20 protein-coding genes are annotated in these 15,589 nt (G+C 61.3%); 19 read left to right on the top strand and 1 reads right to left on the bottom strand.

The features are described 5' to 3' along the window. The first annotated feature begins 22 nt into the window (after nt 1–22). From ACMHLQ_RS20690 to ACMHLQ_RS20705, 4 genes are read left to right on the top strand one after another with little or no spacing between them, the layout of a single operon-like run. The gene (locus ACMHLQ_RS20690; protein ID WP_415402562.1) at nt 23–1,957 is read left to right on the top strand and encodes an acetyl/propionyl/methylcrotonyl-CoA carboxylase subunit alpha; all 1,935 of its coding nucleotides are present in this window, start codon (nt 23–25) and stop codon (nt 1,955–1,957) included. Continuing rightward, nucleotides 1,954–2,619: a glutathione S-transferase family protein gene (locus ACMHLQ_RS20695; RefSeq protein ID WP_415402563.1), complete on the top strand. Its 666-nt coding sequence runs from the start codon at nt 1,954–1,956 to the stop codon at nt 2,617–2,619. The genes ACMHLQ_RS20690 and ACMHLQ_RS20695 overlap by 4 nt, the downstream gene beginning before the upstream one ends. Next, nucleotides 2,620–3,471: a hydroxymethylglutaryl-CoA lyase gene (locus ACMHLQ_RS20700; RefSeq protein ID WP_415402564.1), complete on the top strand. Its 852-nt coding sequence runs from the start codon at nt 2,620–2,622 to the stop codon at nt 3,469–3,471. Between the two features lie 42 nt (nt 3,472–3,513). Next, nucleotides 3,514–4,299 (top strand): crotonase/enoyl-CoA hydratase family protein, encoded by a 786-nt coding sequence (locus tag ACMHLQ_RS20705; RefSeq protein ID WP_415402565.1) that lies wholly within the window; start codon nt 3,514–3,516, stop codon nt 4,297–4,299. Here the strand turns inward: ACMHLQ_RS20705 and ACMHLQ_RS20710 are convergent. Continuing rightward, nucleotides 4,296–5,180 carry a LysR family transcriptional regulator gene (locus ACMHLQ_RS20710; protein ID WP_415402566.1) on the bottom strand — a complete coding sequence of 295 codons (885 nt, stop codon included), beginning with the start codon at nt 5,178–5,180 and terminating at the stop codon, nt 4,296–4,298. The two genes, ACMHLQ_RS20705 and ACMHLQ_RS20710, sit on opposite strands and share 4 nt — an antisense overlap. Nucleotides 5,181–5,290: 110 nt before the next feature. On the opposite strand from ACMHLQ_RS20710, the gene ACMHLQ_RS20715 reads away from it, so the two are divergent. The 15 genes from ACMHLQ_RS20715 to ACMHLQ_RS20785 all read left to right on the top strand — a co-directional run bounded on the left by ACMHLQ_RS20715 (nt 5,291) and on the right by ACMHLQ_RS20785 (nt 15,499). Next, the gene (locus ACMHLQ_RS20715; RefSeq protein WP_415402567.1) at nt 5,291–5,572 is read left to right on the top strand and encodes a DUF1330 domain-containing protein; all 282 of its coding nucleotides are present in this window, start codon (nt 5,291–5,293) and stop codon (nt 5,570–5,572) included. A 213-nt stretch (nt 5,573–5,785) separates the two neighbouring features. Then, entirely contained in the window at nt 5,786–6,565 is a 780-nt protein-coding gene (locus ACMHLQ_RS20720) for a GAF domain-containing protein (protein WP_415402568.1), read from the top strand. Nucleotides 6,566–6,716: 151 nt separating this feature from the next. Beyond that, nucleotides 6,717–7,082, top strand: coding sequence for an NADH-quinone oxidoreductase subunit A (locus ACMHLQ_RS20725; protein ID WP_299549776.1), 366 nt, complete (start codon nt 6,717–6,719; stop codon nt 7,080–7,082). After that, nucleotides 7,073–7,618, top strand: coding sequence for a NuoB/complex I 20 kDa subunit family protein (locus ACMHLQ_RS20730; protein ID WP_415402569.1), 546 nt, complete (start codon nt 7,073–7,075; stop codon nt 7,616–7,618). Before ACMHLQ_RS20725 ends, ACMHLQ_RS20730 begins: the two co-directional genes overlap by 10 nt. Nucleotides 7,619–7,627: 9 nt before the next feature. Further along, nucleotides 7,628–8,239 carry an NADH-quinone oxidoreductase subunit C gene (locus ACMHLQ_RS20735; RefSeq protein ID WP_415402570.1) on the top strand — a complete coding sequence of 204 codons (612 nt, stop codon included), beginning with the start codon at nt 7,628–7,630 and terminating at the stop codon, nt 8,237–8,239. Between the two features lie 97 nt (nt 8,240–8,336). Beyond that, a complete protein-coding gene (locus tag ACMHLQ_RS20740; RefSeq protein WP_415402571.1) occupies nt 8,337–8,504 on the top strand; it encodes a hypothetical protein in 168 nt (55 codons plus the stop codon). A gap of 2 nt (nt 8,505–8,506) precedes the next feature. Next, the gene (locus tag ACMHLQ_RS20745) at nt 8,507–9,400 is read left to right on the top strand and encodes a sulfotransferase (RefSeq protein WP_415402572.1); all 894 of its coding nucleotides are present in this window, start codon (nt 8,507–8,509) and stop codon (nt 9,398–9,400) included. Further along, entirely contained in the window at nt 9,400–10,614 is a 1,215-nt protein-coding gene (locus ACMHLQ_RS20750; RefSeq protein WP_415405324.1) for an NADH-quinone oxidoreductase subunit D, read from the top strand. Before ACMHLQ_RS20745 ends, ACMHLQ_RS20750 begins: the two co-directional genes overlap by 1 nt. A 75-nt stretch (nt 10,615–10,689) precedes the next feature. Then, nucleotides 10,690–11,850, top strand: a complete 1,161-nt coding sequence (locus tag ACMHLQ_RS20755) for an NADH-quinone oxidoreductase subunit E (protein ID WP_415402573.1) — start codon at nt 10,690–10,692, stop codon at nt 11,848–11,850. 30 nt (nt 11,851–11,880) lie between these two features. After that, complete coding sequence (locus ACMHLQ_RS20760; RefSeq protein WP_415402574.1) at nt 11,881–12,678, top strand: endonuclease; 798 nt, start codon at nt 11,881–11,883, stop codon at nt 12,676–12,678. Between the two features lie 3 nt (nt 12,679–12,681). After that, nucleotides 12,682–12,900 carry a DUF5337 family protein gene (locus ACMHLQ_RS20765; protein ID WP_415402575.1) on the top strand — a complete coding sequence of 73 codons (219 nt, stop codon included), beginning with the start codon at nt 12,682–12,684 and terminating at the stop codon, nt 12,898–12,900. A gap of 37 nt (nt 12,901–12,937) precedes the next feature. After that, on the top strand, nt 12,938–14,215 hold the full coding sequence (gene nuoF, locus ACMHLQ_RS20770) for an NADH-quinone oxidoreductase subunit NuoF (protein ID WP_415402576.1): 1,278 nt from the start codon (nt 12,938–12,940) through the stop codon (nt 14,213–14,215). 5 nt (nt 14,216–14,220) lie between these two features. Then, nucleotides 14,221–14,649 (top strand): DUF5333 family protein, encoded by a 429-nt coding sequence (locus ACMHLQ_RS20775; RefSeq protein ID WP_415402577.1) that lies wholly within the window; start codon nt 14,221–14,223, stop codon nt 14,647–14,649. A 5-nt stretch (nt 14,650–14,654) separates the two neighbouring features. Next, nucleotides 14,655–15,125 (top strand): DUF3291 domain-containing protein, encoded by a 471-nt coding sequence (locus tag ACMHLQ_RS20780; RefSeq protein WP_415402578.1) that lies wholly within the window; start codon nt 14,655–14,657, stop codon nt 15,123–15,125. Further along, the gene (locus tag ACMHLQ_RS20785) at nt 15,125–15,499 is read left to right on the top strand and encodes a hypothetical protein (protein ID WP_415402579.1); all 375 of its coding nucleotides are present in this window, start codon (nt 15,125–15,127) and stop codon (nt 15,497–15,499) included. Before ACMHLQ_RS20780 ends, ACMHLQ_RS20785 begins: the two co-directional genes overlap by 1 nt. The last annotated feature ends 90 nt before the right edge of the window (nt 15,500–15,589 follow it).

A 15,589-nucleotide genomic window follows, 5' to 3' on the forward strand; every position in this document is an offset into this window, starting at 1 on the left:
GTGCAAGATTTGGAAATGGCCGATGTTTGACACAATCCTCATCGCCAACCGGGGCGAAATCGCCTGCCGTGTCATGGAGACTGCCCAGTCCATGGGGGTACGTTGCGTTGCGGTCTATTCGGACGCCGATGCCCAATCGAAACACGTCGCGATGGCCGACCGAGCCGTGCATATCGGCGGCAGTGCGCCCGCCGACAGCTACCTGCGGGGCGACGCGATCATTCAGGCGGCGTTGGACACAGGCGCGCAGGCGATCCATCCCGGCTATGGCTTTCTGTCCGAAAACCCGGATTTCGTGGACGCGGTTGTGCAGGCCGGTCTGACGTTTATCGGCCCAAGCGCCGACGCGATCCGGGCGATGGGCCTGAAGGACGCGGCCAAGGCGTTGATGGTTGAGGCTGGTGTGCCCGTCGTGCCCGGTTATCACGGCAGCGATCAGGACGACGCCTTGCTGGCAGACGAGGCGGGCAAAATCGGCTACCCTGTTCTGATCAAGGCCGTCGCGGGTGGCGGGGGCAAGGGTATGCGGCTGGTGGAACAACCTGACGGTTTTCCTGACGCACTGGCCAGTGCGCGCAGCGAGGCGCAAACCGCCTTTGGCAATCCGGACGTGCTCATCGAGAAGTTCGTCACGCAGCCGCGCCATATCGAGGTGCAGGTGTTTGGCGATGGCACCCGCGCGGTGCATCTGTTCGAACGCGACTGTTCGCTGCAGCGCCGCCATCAGAAGGTTATCGAAGAGGCACCGGCGCCCGGCATGACGCCGGAGTTGCGGGCCGCGATGGGGCAGGCGGCGGTCAAGGCTGCCGAGGCGATTGGATATAAAGGGGCCGGAACGGTCGAATTCATTGTCGACGGATCAGGGCCGCTGCGCGCGGATGGCTTCTTTTTCATGGAGATGAATACGCGCTTGCAGGTGGAACACCCGGTGACCGAGGCCATCACCGGTGTCGATCTGGTGGCGTGGCAATTGCGCGTGGCTGCGGGTGAGGGATTGCCCGCCGCACAGGATGACCTTGCCATTCACGGGCATGCGTTCGAGGCGCGGTTATACGCCGAGGACGTGCCAGCCGGGTTTCTGCCCGCCACGGGCACGTTGACCCATCTGGCCTTCCCACCCGGCGCGCGTGCAGACAGCGGTGTGCGGACGGGGGATGAGATCAGCCCGTTCTACGACCCCATGATCGCCAAGGTGATCGTGCATGCGGACACACGTGCCGTTGCCCTGAAACGGCTTGGGCAGGCGCTGGCAGGCACAGAAGTGGCCGGAACCGTCACGAACCTTGCCTTTCTTGGTGCCCTGGCCGGTCACGCAGGCTTTGGACGCGGAGAGGTTGATACCGGCCTGATTGCCCGGGATATCGACGCACTGACTGCGCAACCCACGCCTCAGCCGCGCCACGCTGTTGCAGCGGCGATGGCTGTGTCTGGGCTGACCACTCCTGCGCCCATGGCCGGGTTCAGCCTGTGGCAGCCCTTGCGCCGTGCCGTGTCGCTTGCGCTCGGGGACAGCCCGCTTGATCTGCATGTCGAAGTGATCAGCGAAACAGAACAGCATTGGGAACTGGATGGGATCACCATCCAGGCGCATCTGACACAAGGGGCATGGGTGATCGACGGCCATCCGGCACCGTCCGTCAGCATCACCAACGGTGTCGCCACCGTGTTTGACGGCTACGGCATCGCATATCAGGTGCGCGACCTGCTGGACGTGGCCGCAAGTGCCACGGGCAACGGCAATGTGATCGAGGCGCCCATGCCCGGACTGGTCAAGGCCGTGTTTGTGGAGCCCGGTGCGCAGGTCGCAAAAGGCGACCGCCTCGCCGTGCTGGAAGCGATGAAGATGGAACACGCCCTTCTGGCCGCGCGCGACGGGGTGGTGGCCGAAGTGCTGGCAGGCCCGGGCGATCAGGTCACGGCAGGGGCGGCGCTGGTCCGGTTGGAGGATGACACATGATCACCCTGCATCACTGCCCGCAATCGCGTTCGATGCGCACGCTGTGGTTGCTTGGCGAATTGGGGATCGAACATCGCGTGATCGTGCATCCGTTCGACAAATCTTTGCGCAAACCCGCCTTTCTTGCCGTCAGCCCGGCGGGACGCGTCCCGGCCCTGGAAATCGACGGCACCTGCATGACCGAGACGGGGGCGATCACCGAATACCTGTGTGAACGGTTCAGCCCGGACAAGATGGGCCGCCGTCCGGGCCACGGCGAACGCAAGGACTGGCTGGTCTGGGTCCACTTTGCCGAGACCATCAGCCAGCACGCCGCCGCACTGACGCAGCAGCACGTTGTCCTCTACGAAGATCACATGCGCAGCCCCATCGTGATGAAGCTGGAAGCCGCGCGCCTCGGCAAATGCTATGATGCGATCGAGGGCCATTTGTCGGCTGGAGGCCATGACGGGGATTACCTTTTGGCGTCAGGATTTTCCGCGGCGGATGTCAGTGTGGGGCAGGCGGTCTATATGGCGCGCCACTTTGCGCCGTTGGATCATCATCCGGCGACAGCCCGGTGGTATGCCCGCATCACGGAACGCGCGGCCTTTCTGGCCAGTCAGCCGGCTGAAGGTGACAGTCTGTATGATCAAGAGTTTTATCCGGCTTGGGAGGGTTAGATGGCAGGTACAGTTGAAATCTACGAGGTGGGTCCGCGCGACGGCCTGCAGAACGAGCCGGGCGAGATTTCGGTGGCCGATAAGATCGCCCTTGTCGACAAGTTGAGTGCGGCCGGGCTGCGACGGATAGAGTGCGCCAGTTTTGTCAGCCCGAAATGGGTGCCGCAAATGGCCGGCAGCGCCGAAGTGTTGGCCGGGATCGCCCGCGCGCCCGGTGTGCGATACGCCGCACTCACGCCCAACATGCGTGGGTTCGAAGATGCGCGCGCCGCCGGTGCGGATGAGGTCGCCGTGTTCGGATCGGCCAGCGAAGGGTTCTCGCGCGCCAATATCAATGCCTCTATTGACGAGGCACTTGAGCGGTTCGTGCCGGTCATCGAGGCCGCGCGCATCATCGACCTGCCGGTGCGTGGCTATGTGTCTTGCGTGGTGGAATGCCCCTATGACGGCATGGTCGATCCAGGCGCTGTTGCGCGTGTGGCCGACCGGCTCTTTGCGATGGGGTGTTACGAGGTCAGTCTGGGCGACACGCTGGGGCGCGGCACGCCTGATGCGATTGCACGGATGTTGTTGGCGGTGCGTGACGTGGTGCCGGTGGGCCGCTTGGCGGGCCACTATCACGACACGGCGGGCCGCGCGATTGACAACATCGATGCGTCGCTGAGCTTGGGCATGCGGGTGTTTGACGGGGCCGTGGGTGGTCTCGGCGGGTGTCCCTTTGCGCCGGGTGCAGCCGGGAATGTGGCGACCGAAGCCGTCGCCGCGCATTTGGCCCGTTTGGGTTATGAGACCGGGCTGGACATCGACATTCTGAACGAGGCGGCTGCGATGGCGCAGGCGCTGCGCGGCTGATGTCTGTGGTCCGCCCTTTTGAAGCAGGAAGGAATACGTGTCGTGACTGAGGCGATCACCCTTGATGTGGACGACCGCGGTGTCGCCACGCTGACGCTGAACCGATCCGATAAGCACAACGCGCTCAGCGCGGTGATGCTCGCGGAACTGACGCAGGCGGCGGCGGATCTGGGGGCGGATGACGCTGTGCGCGTCGTCGTGCTGACCGGGGCTGGCAAGAGCTTTTGTGCGGGCGGCGATCTGGACTGGATGCGCGCGCAGATGGCTGCCGACCCGCAGACGCGGGCACGGGAAGCTGGCAAGCTTGCCCACATGTTGCAGGCCCTGAACACGCTGCCCAAGCCCTTGATCGGGGCTCTGCAGGGCAACGCGTTCGGGGGCGGGGTCGGCATGGCCTCTGTCTGTGACGTGGCCATTGGTGTGGATCATCTCAAGATGGGGCTGACCGAGACGCGGCTGGGCATCATTCCGGCAACGATCGGCCCCTATGTTCTGGCCCGCATGGGCGAGGGGTGTGCGCGGCGCGTGTTCATGTCTGCCCGCCTGTTCGGCGCTGCCGAAGCAGTCGAATTGGGCCTCTTGGCCCGCGCTGTGCCCGCATCTGACCTGGGCGATGCGGTCGAGGCCGAAGTTGTGCCCTATCTGTCCTGCGCCCCCGGTGCTGTGGCTGCGGCCAAGTCTCTGGCCCGTGATCTCGGCCCTCGCATTGATGAGGCGACCATTTCGATGACCATCGACGCCCTGAAATCCCGGTGGGAGACGGAGGAAGCGGCCGAAGGCATTGGCGCCTTTTTTGACAAGCGCAAGGCTGCGTGGATGCCGGACTAGCCGCCCGCGAAATCTGCCCGCTTGGCGCGCAACGCGCCCGAGACAAAGCTGGTAAAGGCCGCAATCCGGGGCACGGCGCGCATATCTGCATGGGTCAGAACCCAGACCGGCGGATAGGGAAACAGCGGGATGCCCGGCAGTCGTGCCAGATCGGGGTCGCTGTCCCCCAGAAAACAGGGCATGCGTGTTGCCCCCAGACCTGCGCGCACGGCACCCAGCATCCCCGCCATATCATCCATGTGCATGGCGATGCGCAGGTTGGGATAGGCTTGCATCACCGCGCTGTTGGGCGCTTCCCAATGCAGGAAACGCAACCAGTCGAGCCGCTTGTCCGGGTCTGCGTCGAGCCGTTCCAGATACGCTTTGCTGGCATAGACGGTCGATCGTTGCTCGGCGACCTGCCGCCCGACCAGATCGGGGTCGGGTGTGTCCGAAATGCGAATGGCAACGTCCGCTTCGCGGTGGGCGAGGTTGAGGGGCGCATTGGCCCCCAGAACAGTCAGTTCCACCTCCGGGTAAGCCTGCGCAAAGGCCCCAAGCACAGGGGCAATCGCGCATTGGATCAGCAGGGGCGGGGCGGTCACGGTCAGCGGGCCGTTGATTGTTGCATCTCGCGCCGCGATGGCCCGGGTCAGGGTCGCGCCATGGCTTTCGAAGGTCTCGGCCGTGTGCGCAGCATCCGTGCCGGCCTGGGTGGGAACATAGCCTGTTGGCCTGCGATCAAAGAGCGGGGTGCCAAGCGCGGCTTCGGCGGCGGCGATGCGCCGTGCGACTGTGGCGTGGTTTACGCCCAATGCGCGCGCAGCACCGCTTAGCCCTCCGTGCCGGACAGTTTCGAGGACAAATCGCAGATCCCCCCAATCCATGTCTCGTGTCGCCATTGTACTGCCTTCCTGATCGTTTTTGCACAGGTGGGTTCGTTATATCGTCAATTTTCGATCAGGACAGCCAACGCTAACCTGCTGAGATTGCAAGACTGAAAGGACAGCCTATGACCACGCACGCCGTTGTGACGATGCGCATTACCAACCCCGACAGCCTGAACCAGTATCGCGAGCAGGCGGGTGCCGCATTGGCCCGCCATGGAGGAGAGGTGGTGCATGCCTCGCCTGATCTCAAGGTGTTGGAAGGTAATCCAATTCTTCCGGATGCCATCGCCATTGTCCGCTTTCCCGATCGGGCCGCCGCAGAGGCGTGGATGTCCGACCCCGACCTGGCCGATGTACACGCGCTGCGGCGCGGCAGCGGCAGTACCGAGATCATTTTGATGTAAGGTTGGGGCAGGGTGACCTGCGTCGTTTGCAACACAGACGCGCCGGGATGTCCCGGCGCGTTTTTTTGGATGCAGTTCGATTTTAAAGGCCTTTGGGTAATTAAGTTTTGAAATGCAGGCCATTTGAGTTATTTTTGCAAAAGTGCTGAGGATCACTCAACCAACACTCTGCCGGTTCGCACCCTGACACAATGATAGGCCACTGCCCCTTACATGACCCATCATTCCCTTGATTTCAGCAATCTGGCCGAATTTGATGCCTTGGCGCAGTCCATTGCGGCCAAGCTCAATTGCCGTACCTGCCTGATCAGTGTGGTGCATGAGGATGCCCTTTACGCGCTTGGTCATTCGGGCACGGATAGTGAAAAGGCGCAGCGGGCCATTCTGATGCGTGACACCGTGTGCGCGCGCACGATGGAGAGGGGCACACCGTTGCGCGTCTGCGATATCGCGGCCGATCCGGCCCTGCGCACAATTTCGACCGTGGCTGCGTTTGACATCGGGGCCTATCTGGGTGTGCCGCTGCGCCTGGAAGGCGGGGCGATTGTCGGTGCGATTTGCGCGCTGTCGACCTCACCGCGGATTTGGCAAGATGCAGAACTGGCGTTTCTGTCCGCCGTCGCCGAGCTCGCCGAAAGCCAGATCGAGCGGCACGTGCTGCGGTATGAACAAAAGGCGCTCAGCGCGGCGCTGGCCGAAAACGATGCCATTCTGACCACTTTGTCAGAAACACGGGGCAAGGCGCTGACCGTGCACAATGCCCAAGGTGAACTGGTGTTCGCCAATTCCGCTTTGCGCACGGATTTGCACCTGACCTATCAGGAATTGCTGGTGTTGCCGCGTGCCGCGCAACGGTTGGTGGCGCAAGGGGCCACTACAGGCGCAATCGAAGTTGATCTGCCGGGGCGACCCCTAAATGCGCTGCATGTCGAGGTTTCAGCCGAGAAAAACGGCCTGACACTTGCCGAATGGCGCCGCGACGCGCCAAAATAGCGTCCTGATGCGTCGAAATCACCCGGCGATTTCCGTCACTTCCCTCCGGGCCTTTATTGACCCTGCCGAAAGGCGCGCGTAAACCCGGATGCAGTCAACCTTGCCACTTGACCTGGCGCACCGGACGCTGTGCGCAGAAAAGGAGCCAAACGTGGAAGAGATGTTGCGGGAGTATCTCCCCATTCTCGTGTTTCTGGCCGTTGCCATTGGCCTCGGTCTTGTTTTGATACTTGCGGCGGTCGTGCTTGCGGTACGCAACCCGGACCCGGAAAAAGTGTCGGCTTATGAATGCGGGTTCAACGCGTTCGACGATGCCCGGATGAAATTCGATGTCCGGTTCTACCTGGTGTCGATCCTGTTCATCATTTTCGACCTCGAAATCGCCTTTCTCTTTCCCTGGGCCGTGGCCTTCAAGGATGTGAGCATGGTCGGGTTTTGGTCGATGATGGTGTTCCTCGGAGTCCTGACCATCGGCTTTGCCTATGAATGGAAGAAGGGGGCGCTGGAATGGCAGTAACCGACACAGGCTCGCTTGGCCCCGCCTATGCCGGTGGCGACAAGGAACACGGGACGCAAGCCCTGAACGCGGAGTTGCAGGACAAGGGATTCCTGCTGACCTCGACCGATGACATCATCAACTGGGCTCGCACGGGCAGCTTGCACTGGATGACCTTTGGTCTCGCCTGTTGTGCGGTCGAGATGATGCACACCTCGATGCCGCGCTATGACCTTGAACGGTTCGGGACAGCACCGCGCGCGTCCCCGCGCCAGTCCGACCTGATGATCGTGGCCGGGACGCTGACGAACAAGATGGCGCCTGCGCTGCGCAAGGTCTACGACCAGATGCCCGAGCCGCGCTACGTGATCTCGATGGGGTCCTGCGCCAATGGGGGCGGGTACTATCACTACAGCTATTCCGTGGTGCGCGGCTGTGACCGCATCGTGCCGGTCGACGTCTACGTGCCCGGGTGCCCGCCCACGGCTGAGGCGCTGCTTTATGGCATCATGCAGTTGCAGCGCAAAATGCGCCGCACCGGCACAATCGTACGTTAAGAGGACGGCATGAGCGAAGCCCTGAACGAACTTGGCGCATATATCGAAGCCAAGCGGCCCGATTGTGTGCTGGCATGGGACGTCACCCATGGTGAGTTGAACATTGATGTGGCCCCGGCCAACATCACCGGCTTTACCGAGTTTCTGACCAGCGATGCGACCTGCCGGTTTTCATCGCTGGTGGACATCACGGCCGTGGACTATCCGGGCCGCTCCAAGCGGTTCGACGTGGTCTACCACTTTCTGTCGATGTACCAGAACCACCGCATCCGCCTGCGCCTGTCGATCCGCGACGACCAGATGGTGCCCTCGATCACCGACATTCACCCCTCGGCCAACTGGTTCGAACGTGAAGTGTTCGACATGTTCGGCATCCTGTTCTCGGGCCATCCGGACCTGCGCCGCATCCTCACCGATTACGGCTTTCGCGGCTATCCGCTGCGCAAGGATTTCCCGACCACGGGTTACACCGAAGTCCGCTATGACGAGGTGGAAAAACGTGTGGTCTACGAACCCGTCAGCCTTGTGCAGGAATACCGCCAGTTCGATTTCATGAGCCCGTGGGAAGGTGCCGAATACATCCTGCCGGGGGACGAGAAAAAGGACGAGGGCGCGGCATGACGACATTCACCCGTGCAGTGTTGCTTGGCCTTACCGGACCGTTCGCGGTGCTGGTCCCGGGCTTTTTCAGCAAAAGAGAGAGGGCGGACCGGTGGACATGCTGATCTGGCTTGTCATTGCTGCGCTGACCATCATTCCGATGTTCAAGCTGCTTCCGCACTTCGGGATCAACGCCTATTGGGCGTTTGTCTGCATTCTGCCCATCGGCACGATTGCTCTGTTGTGGTTCATGGCGCTGAAACTCCAGGAACTGGAGAAACGCTGAGCATGGCGGCGTTTCTATATTGCATCGGTGCAGCCAAGGCAGGCACCACATGGCTGGCGCGGGCCCTGCGCCAGCATGATCAGGCGGTGTTGCCGCCGATCAAGGAAACGCATTATTTCGACAGCCTGCAAAATGACACGGCCACATGGGCGGTGGATCAGATTATCCGCGTGCGCGGCGAAATGCGGGCAGAGATGTCAACGCAGACAGATGCCAAACTGCGCAAGCGTGCGCAGCGGAGCGTACAGGAAATCGACCGCTGGCTGGGCCTGATCGGCTCGCAACGTCGCAATGACGCCCTATATCAAAACCTGATGCGGCGTCCGGTTGGCCCCGAGCACAAGGTCGTGGCGGATGTCACACCGGCCTATGCCCTGCTGAAACCGGCAGTGTTCAAGCGGATGGCTGCACTGAATGACGGTGACACACGGTTCCTAATGATCCTGCGCGATCCGATTGATCGTCTGTGGTCCAACATCTCGATGACCGTTGCCCGCCGCGAGGCGCTGGGCGTCAATGCCTCGACCGTCCGCGCAAGTCTGATGGACGAGGTGCTGACGGGCGAGGACAATCCGGAACGCGCCCGGTCCGACTATGCGGGCACGCTGTCCCGGCTGGAGCAGGCGGTGCCGGCACCGCAACGCATGGTGCTGTTCTTTGAAGACCTGTTTCGTGCCGAGACTTTGGCGCGGCTGTCCGACTTCCTCGGCCTCGACGCCCCACTGTCCGGCCCCGAGGAACGGGTGAACGCAGGAACAGGTGCCCAGATCACGACGCAAGAGCGCGCGCAGCTCGCGACGCTCTTGCGGCCACAATACGAAGACGTAAAAGCGCGGCTTGGGGCCATCCCCCAACGCTGGCACGACAACCTCGCACAAAGCATGGTGACAACATGATGGACGGCTCGAAATTCGACGACGCTTTGACCGGCGAACAGAAGATCCGCAATTTCAACATCAACTTCGGCCCGCAACACCCTGCGGCACACGGCGTTTTGCGTCTGGTGCTCGAATTGGACGGCGAAGTGGTTGAACGCTGCGATCCGCATATCGGCCTGCTGCACCGTGGCACTGAAAAGCTGATGGAAAGCCGGACCTACCTGCAAAACCTGCCCTACTTTGACAGGCTCGACTATGTGGCGCCGATGAACCAGGAACATGCCTGGTGCTTGGCTATTGAAAAGTTGACGGGCGTTGAAGTGCCCCGCCGTGCCTCGCTGATCCGGGTGCTGTTCTGCGAGATTGGCCGTGTTCTGAACCACCTGCTCAACATCACCACGCAAGCGCTCGACGTCGGCGCGTTGACCCCACCGCTCTGGGGCTTTGAAGAGCGTGAGCAGTTGATGATCTTTTACGAACGGGCTTGCGGTGCGCGCTTGCACGCAGCCTATTTCCGTCCCGGTGGCGTCCATCAGGATCTGCCGCCCGAGCTTTTGGACGATATCGAAGAGTGGGCGCACAAGTTCATGTCCGGCTTCATGGTCGATATCGACGGGCTGTTGACCGAAAACCGTATCTTCAAACAGCGCAACGCCAATATCGGCATCGTGACCGAAGAGGACATCCTGAATTACGGATTCTCCGGCGTCATGGTGCGCGGATCGGGCCTGGCCTGGGATTTGCGCCGCTCGCAGCCTTACGAGTGCTATGACGAGTTCGATTTCCAGATCCCGGTGGGCAAGAATGGCGACTGCTATGACCGCTACCTGTGCCGCATGGAAGAGATGCGGCAATCGGTCGGCATCATCAAACAGGCCATCGGCAAGCTGCGCGATTGCCCGGGCGACATCCTGGCGCGTGGCAAGATCACACCGCCCTCGCGCACCGACATGAAAACGTCGATGGAGTCGCTGATCCACCACTTCAAACTCTACACCGAAGGGTTCCACGTGCCCGAGGGCGAGGTGTATTGCGCCGTCGAAGCCCCCAAGGGCGAGTTCGGCGTGTACCTTGTCGCGGACGGGACCAACAAACCCTACCGCGCCAAGCTGCGCGCACCGGGGTTCCTGCACCTGCAGGCGATGGACTACATCTCGAAAGGGCACCAATTGGCCGACGTCGCCGCGATCATTGGCACGATGGACGTGGTGTTCGGGGAAATCGACCGCTGATCCGCTTTCACTTTGCCAAATAAACTCCCGCCGGAGGCTCCCATGGTCTCCACCCACACCAAGGGAAAGACCTAAATGCTCCGCCGCCTACACTCAGAACAACCCGACAGCTTTGCCTTCACGCCCGCCAACCAGGCCTGGGCCGAGGCGCAGATCACCAAGTATCCCGAAGGCCGTCAGGCCAGCGCCATCATCCCGTTGCTCTGGCGCGCGCAAGAGCAGGAAGGGTGGTTGACCCGCCCCGCGATCGAGCACGTGTCCGACATGCTGGGCATGGCTTACATCCGGGGGCTCGAGGTTGCGTCGTTCTACTTTATGTTCCAGCTGCAGCCCGTTGGATCTGTGGCACATATTCAGGTCTGCGGGACAACGTCCTGCATGATCTGCGGGGCCGAAGACCTTGTGGCCGTATGCAAGGACAAGATCGCGCCCAAGGCGCACCAGCTTTCTGCCGATGGCAAGTTCTCGTGGGAAGAGGTTGAGTGCCTCGGGTCCTGCGCCAACGCACCAATGGCCCAGATCGGCAAGGACTATTACGAGGACCTGACCGCTGCGCGCATGGGCGAGATCATCGACGAACTCGCCGCCGGTAACGTCCCAACGCCCGGCCCCCAGAACGGGCGCTACGCCGCCGAACCCTTGGCCGGTCTGACCAGCCTCAAGAATTTTGACAGCGGCCACACCAAGTACAACGCTTCGGTTCAACTGGCGACTGACATTGGCGACACGGTCAAGCGGATCGACGGGACCGAAGTGCCGCTGATCACGCCGTGGCAGGGCAAGGCGGCCAATGCATCCGCCAAACCAAAGGCCAGCAAGGCGAAGACGCCCAAATCCGAAGCGGCGACGTCCGTTCCAAAGGCCCGCAAGCCCGAGAATACGGCCAAGCCGAAAACCCCGCCCGCCAAGGCGGCAAAGGCAGAGACATCGGACGCAGATGCCGGGACCAAGCCCGCAACCCTGACCGCTGCGCGCGGCGGGACAGCGGACGATCTGAAGATGATCAAAGGTGTCGGGCCCAAGCTCGAGAGCCTGCTGCATTCCCTGGGCTTTTACCATTTCGACCAGATCGCGGCATGGAAAGCCGACGAAGTCGCCTGGGTCGATCAGAACCTTCAGGGCTTCAAAGGGCGCGTGAGCCGTGACAATTGGGTCACGCAGGCCAAGGCACTGGCCAGCGGGTCCGAGACAGAATTCTCCCAACGTGCAAAAAAAGACGGTATCTATAAAGAGTAAAGCGAACCTCAGAATGGGAGAGGGATAAAAATGAACAACAAACAGGGAAACATCAGCTGTGCACTCGGCTGTTGGCTGGTGGCAGCGCTTGGGGGGCTGCTGGCGGCGGTGCTGTTGTGGGTGATCGGCGGTTGGTCGTTCATGCAGGGCGCGTTTGCGGGGATCGTTGTGGCCGTGGTTGCCGGTCTGTTGCTCAGCTGGATCATGTGCAAACCGCTGCCCGCCATAGGCGAAGCGACCGTTGGTGCGAAAGACGAGGATGCTGCGGCCAAGCCGACAGCGCCACCCGCCAAGGCCGAAGAACCTGCGCCACAGGCGGCTGCAGCCGCTGCGCCTGCCGCATCGGCGGCCAGCAAGCCAGAGATCAAACCCTCTGCACCGCTCGCGGGTCAGGAAGAGTTGGCCGCGCGCAAAGGGGAATGGAAATACGAGGGTGACGCACCTGCCGAGGCAAAGAAGAAGCCTGCGGCAAAGGCCAAGGCCAAACCAAAAGCCAAGGCGGCCCCAAAAGCAGAGGCCACCGCCGAAGCAGCAGGGCCCGGCAAGAAGCCGGAGACACTGTCCGCGGCGCGCGATGGCGGTCCCGACAACCTCAAGCAGATCAAGGGCGTTGGCCCGAAACTCGAAGCGCTGTTGCACTCGATGGGCTTTTACCACTTCGATCAGGTCGCCTCGTGGGGCGCGGACGAGGTGGCTTGGGTCGATCAGAACCTCGAAGGGTTCAAGGGCCGGGTGACCCGCGATGAATGGGTCAGCCAGGCCAAGATCCTCGCCGAAGGCGGCACGACCGAATTTTCGAGCAAAGTGAAGAAAGGTGGCGTTTACTAACGCATGTCCGATCAGCTTGATCCAAAATTGGCCCGTCAGGGCCGGATTGCGGCCCTCGTCATCGCGGGGGCCGCTTTGCTGTCTATATTTGCGCCCGTGATTGTGGGCGTGCTGGGTCTGCCTGCGCGGTTTGAGGTGCTTTTGCTGCTTTTCGCGCTGGCTGCGTTCATTTGGGCACTGGTGGTGGCCATCAGGATTTGGCAAAACAGCCGCGACACGTGAACGGCCCATGCGCGGGGCCGCTACAAAGGATGTGACTATGCTCGCTGACAAGGATCGTATCTTTACCAACCTCTACGGGATGCACGACCGCACGCTCAAGGGTGCGCAGTCACGCGGCCACTGGGACGGCACGGACAAGCTGATCCAGAAGGGGCGCGACTGGGTTGTGCAGGAGATGAAGGATTCCGGCCTGCGCGGTCGCGGCGGTGCGGGCTTTCCCACCGGCCTCAAATGGTCCTTCATGCCCAAGGAAAGCGATGGACGTCCGGCCTATCTGGTTGTGAATGCTGATGAATCCGAGCCGGGCACCTGCAAGGACCGCGAGATCATGCGCCATGATCCGCACACCCTGATCGAAGGGTGCCTGATCGCGTCCTTCGCAATGAATGCGCATGCCTGCTACATCTACATCCGCGGCGAATACATCCGCGAGAAGGAAGCGCTGCAAGCCGCCATTGACGAGGCCTATGACGCCGGTCTGGTCGGCCCAAACGCCGCCGGCTCGGGCTGGGATTTCGACATTTATCTGCACCACGGGGCAGGGGCCTATATCTGCGGCGAAGAAACCGCGCTGCTCGAGTCGCTTGAGGGCAAGAAGGGCATGCCACGCATGAAGCCGCCATTCCCCGCCGGTGCGGGCCTCTATGGTTGCCCGACCACGGTGAACAACGTCGAATCCATCGCGGTGGTGCCGACGATCCTGCGCCGGGGCGCGTCCTGGTTCTCTGGCTTTGGCCGTCCGAACAATGCAGGTACCAAGCTGTTCGCCATTTCGGGCCACGTGAATAACCCGTGCGTGGTCGAGGAGGCGATGAGCATCTCTTTCGAAGAGCTGATCGACAAGCATTGCGGCGGCATTCGCGGCGGTTGGGACAACCTCAAGGCCGTGATCCCCGGTGGGTCCTCTGTGCCTTGTGTGCGCGGTGAGAACATGCGCGATGCGATCATGGATTTTGATGCGCTCAAGGAAAAGGGGTCGTCCCTTGGCACCGCCGCTGTGATCGTGATGGATCAGAGCACCGATATCATCAAGGCGATCTGGCGCTTGTCGAAGTTCTACAAGCACGAAAGCTGTGGTCAGTGCACGCCCTGCCGTGAAGGCACCGGCTGGATGATGCGCGTGATGGATCGTCTGGTGCGCGGCGAGGCGGAGGTTGAGGAAATCGACATGCTGCTTGACGTGACCAAACAGGTTGAAGGGCACACGATCTGTGCTCTTGGTGACGCGGCGGCCTGGCCGATCCAGGGGCTGATCAAGAATTTCCGCGATGAGATCGAAGATCGGATCGCAGGCAAACGGATCGCGGCGGAGTGACTGGAGTGAAACTGGCAAATCAGTTTTTTGTCGCCGGTTTGGTTCTACTTGCAGGTTGCTCGGAACCTACCGGGCAATCGTCAACTTCATCGACAGTTGACCCTGTAGTACTTGAGCAACTTTATCTGAAGGCTCAACCTTTTTCATATGCCTCCGAAGTAGCCAAGAGATGCCGAACCATCGAATTGGACCCCGAAGAAAGTGTTCGTCTAAAAAACGAGTTCGCGAAACTGCAACGCGAGCTAGCGGTATCGGAAAATGCTGCGGTACGTGCACTAAAGAACAATTACAAGCAACGCACTCAAGATGATCTCTTTGCCTTTATCGAAGAAAATCAAATAGTTGTCGCAGACCAGAATTCGTGGTGCGCGGCTGGCCGCAGGATGATCGCACAGAACGACCAATATGGCGTGTTCCTTCGCAATCGTGGATAACTCGTGTGCCTCTCGCTGAGTTCAACATAGGCACCCTGAAATACGACTGGGAAGATCCGCGGGTCGCGGACTTCCTCAACAACCTTGATCGTGTCTATGACATTGCGCGGCGCAGCCCCGGCTATGTCTGGCATATGGAAAACGAGGATATGGAGACCGCGCAGCTGGATGCAGGTGGTCCGCTGGGCGGCAATCCCCGCACAGCCTCTACGCTTTCGGTCTGGCAGGACGTCGACAGCTTTCGCCACTTTGTGTTCCAGACCGTGCACAAACAGTTCTATGACCGAAAGGCCGAGTGGTACGATCTGGAGAGCCAAGGCACGCGCCTCGTGATGTGGTGGGTGCCAGAGGGGCACATCCCCACGATCACAGAGGCGATGGAACGCTTTCATCATCTTGAAAAGCATGGCAATAGTGATCACGCCTTTGGCTGGAGCCATTTGAAGGATGCGCACCAGCGTTCGGAGACAACATGATGACCAAGACCAAATCCCTGACCCTGACCGATCTGCGCCCGGCCTTGCTGACCGGTGCGTTGTTGATCGCGGTTCTGGCCCTGTCGGCCTGTGCCGAACGCCGCGCCGACCGGATCGCGTTTGACGGGGTGTTCTTCCGCTCGACCGCCAGCAAGGTCGAAAAGGACCGCAGCGAATTTGAAATCGGCGTCAGCCCGGTCTCGGCCTCACTTGAAGGGGCGCGCGAGGCGGGGCGGTACGAGGCCACGCGCTATTGTATCGACAACTTCGGCACCTCCGACATCAACTGGGTCGAAGGCCCCGATGCCGAGGACGGCACTTTGCGGATTTCCGGTGACAAGCTGGTGTTACGCGGCGCCTGCATCGACATTTGACTTTGACGCGCGCAGATGGCGACATTTTGCGCGCTAACGGGTTGTGTAGCCCCGTGTTATTGCATAGCACGAACCTGCTTTCCCATCTTG

The sequence above is a fragment of the Tateyamaria algicola genome, assembly GCF_047715485.1.
Lineage (GTDB): Bacteria > Pseudomonadota > Alphaproteobacteria > Rhodobacterales > Rhodobacteraceae > Tateyamaria.

What these genes read in the sequence shown, in the direction of transcription:
- ACMHLQ_RS20690 (WP_415402562.1), top strand. Translation starts at nt 23, where the DNA reads ATGTTTGACACAATCCTCATCGCCAACCGGGGCGAAATCGCCTGCCGT.
- ACMHLQ_RS20695 (WP_415402563.1), top strand. Translation starts at nt 1,954, where the DNA reads ATGATCACCCTGCATCACTGCCCGCAATCGCGTTCGATGCGCACGCTG.
- ACMHLQ_RS20700 (WP_415402564.1), top strand. Translation starts at nt 2,620, where the DNA reads ATGGCAGGTACAGTTGAAATCTACGAGGTGGGTCCGCGCGACGGCCTG.
- ACMHLQ_RS20710 (WP_415402566.1), bottom strand. Translation starts at nt 5,180, where the DNA reads ATGGCGACACGAGACATGGATTGGGGGGATCTGCGATTTGTCCTCGAA.
- ACMHLQ_RS20715 (WP_415402567.1), top strand. Translation starts at nt 5,291, where the DNA reads ATGACCACGCACGCCGTTGTGACGATGCGCATTACCAACCCCGACAGC.
- ACMHLQ_RS20720 (WP_415402568.1), top strand. Translation starts at nt 5,786, where the DNA reads ATGACCCATCATTCCCTTGATTTCAGCAATCTGGCCGAATTTGATGCC.
- ACMHLQ_RS20730 (WP_415402569.1), top strand. Translation starts at nt 7,073, where the DNA reads ATGGCAGTAACCGACACAGGCTCGCTTGGCCCCGCCTATGCCGGTGGC.
- ACMHLQ_RS20735 (WP_415402570.1), top strand. Translation starts at nt 7,628, where the DNA reads ATGAGCGAAGCCCTGAACGAACTTGGCGCATATATCGAAGCCAAGCGG.
- ACMHLQ_RS20740 (WP_415402571.1), top strand. Translation starts at nt 8,337, where the DNA reads ATGCTGATCTGGCTTGTCATTGCTGCGCTGACCATCATTCCGATGTTC.
- ACMHLQ_RS20745 (WP_415402572.1), top strand. Translation starts at nt 8,507, where the DNA reads ATGGCGGCGTTTCTATATTGCATCGGTGCAGCCAAGGCAGGCACCACA.
- ACMHLQ_RS20750 (WP_415405324.1), top strand. Translation starts at nt 9,400, where the DNA reads ATGGACGGCTCGAAATTCGACGACGCTTTGACCGGCGAACAGAAGATC.
- ACMHLQ_RS20755 (WP_415402573.1), top strand. Translation starts at nt 10,690, where the DNA reads ATGCTCCGCCGCCTACACTCAGAACAACCCGACAGCTTTGCCTTCACG.
- ACMHLQ_RS20760 (WP_415402574.1), top strand. Translation starts at nt 11,881, where the DNA reads ATGAACAACAAACAGGGAAACATCAGCTGTGCACTCGGCTGTTGGCTG.
- ACMHLQ_RS20765 (WP_415402575.1), top strand. Translation starts at nt 12,682, where the DNA reads ATGTCCGATCAGCTTGATCCAAAATTGGCCCGTCAGGGCCGGATTGCG.
- nuoF (WP_415402576.1), top strand. Translation starts at nt 12,938, where the DNA reads ATGCTCGCTGACAAGGATCGTATCTTTACCAACCTCTACGGGATGCAC.
- ACMHLQ_RS20785 (WP_415402579.1), top strand. Translation starts at nt 15,125, where the DNA reads ATGACCAAGACCAAATCCCTGACCCTGACCGATCTGCGCCCGGCCTTG.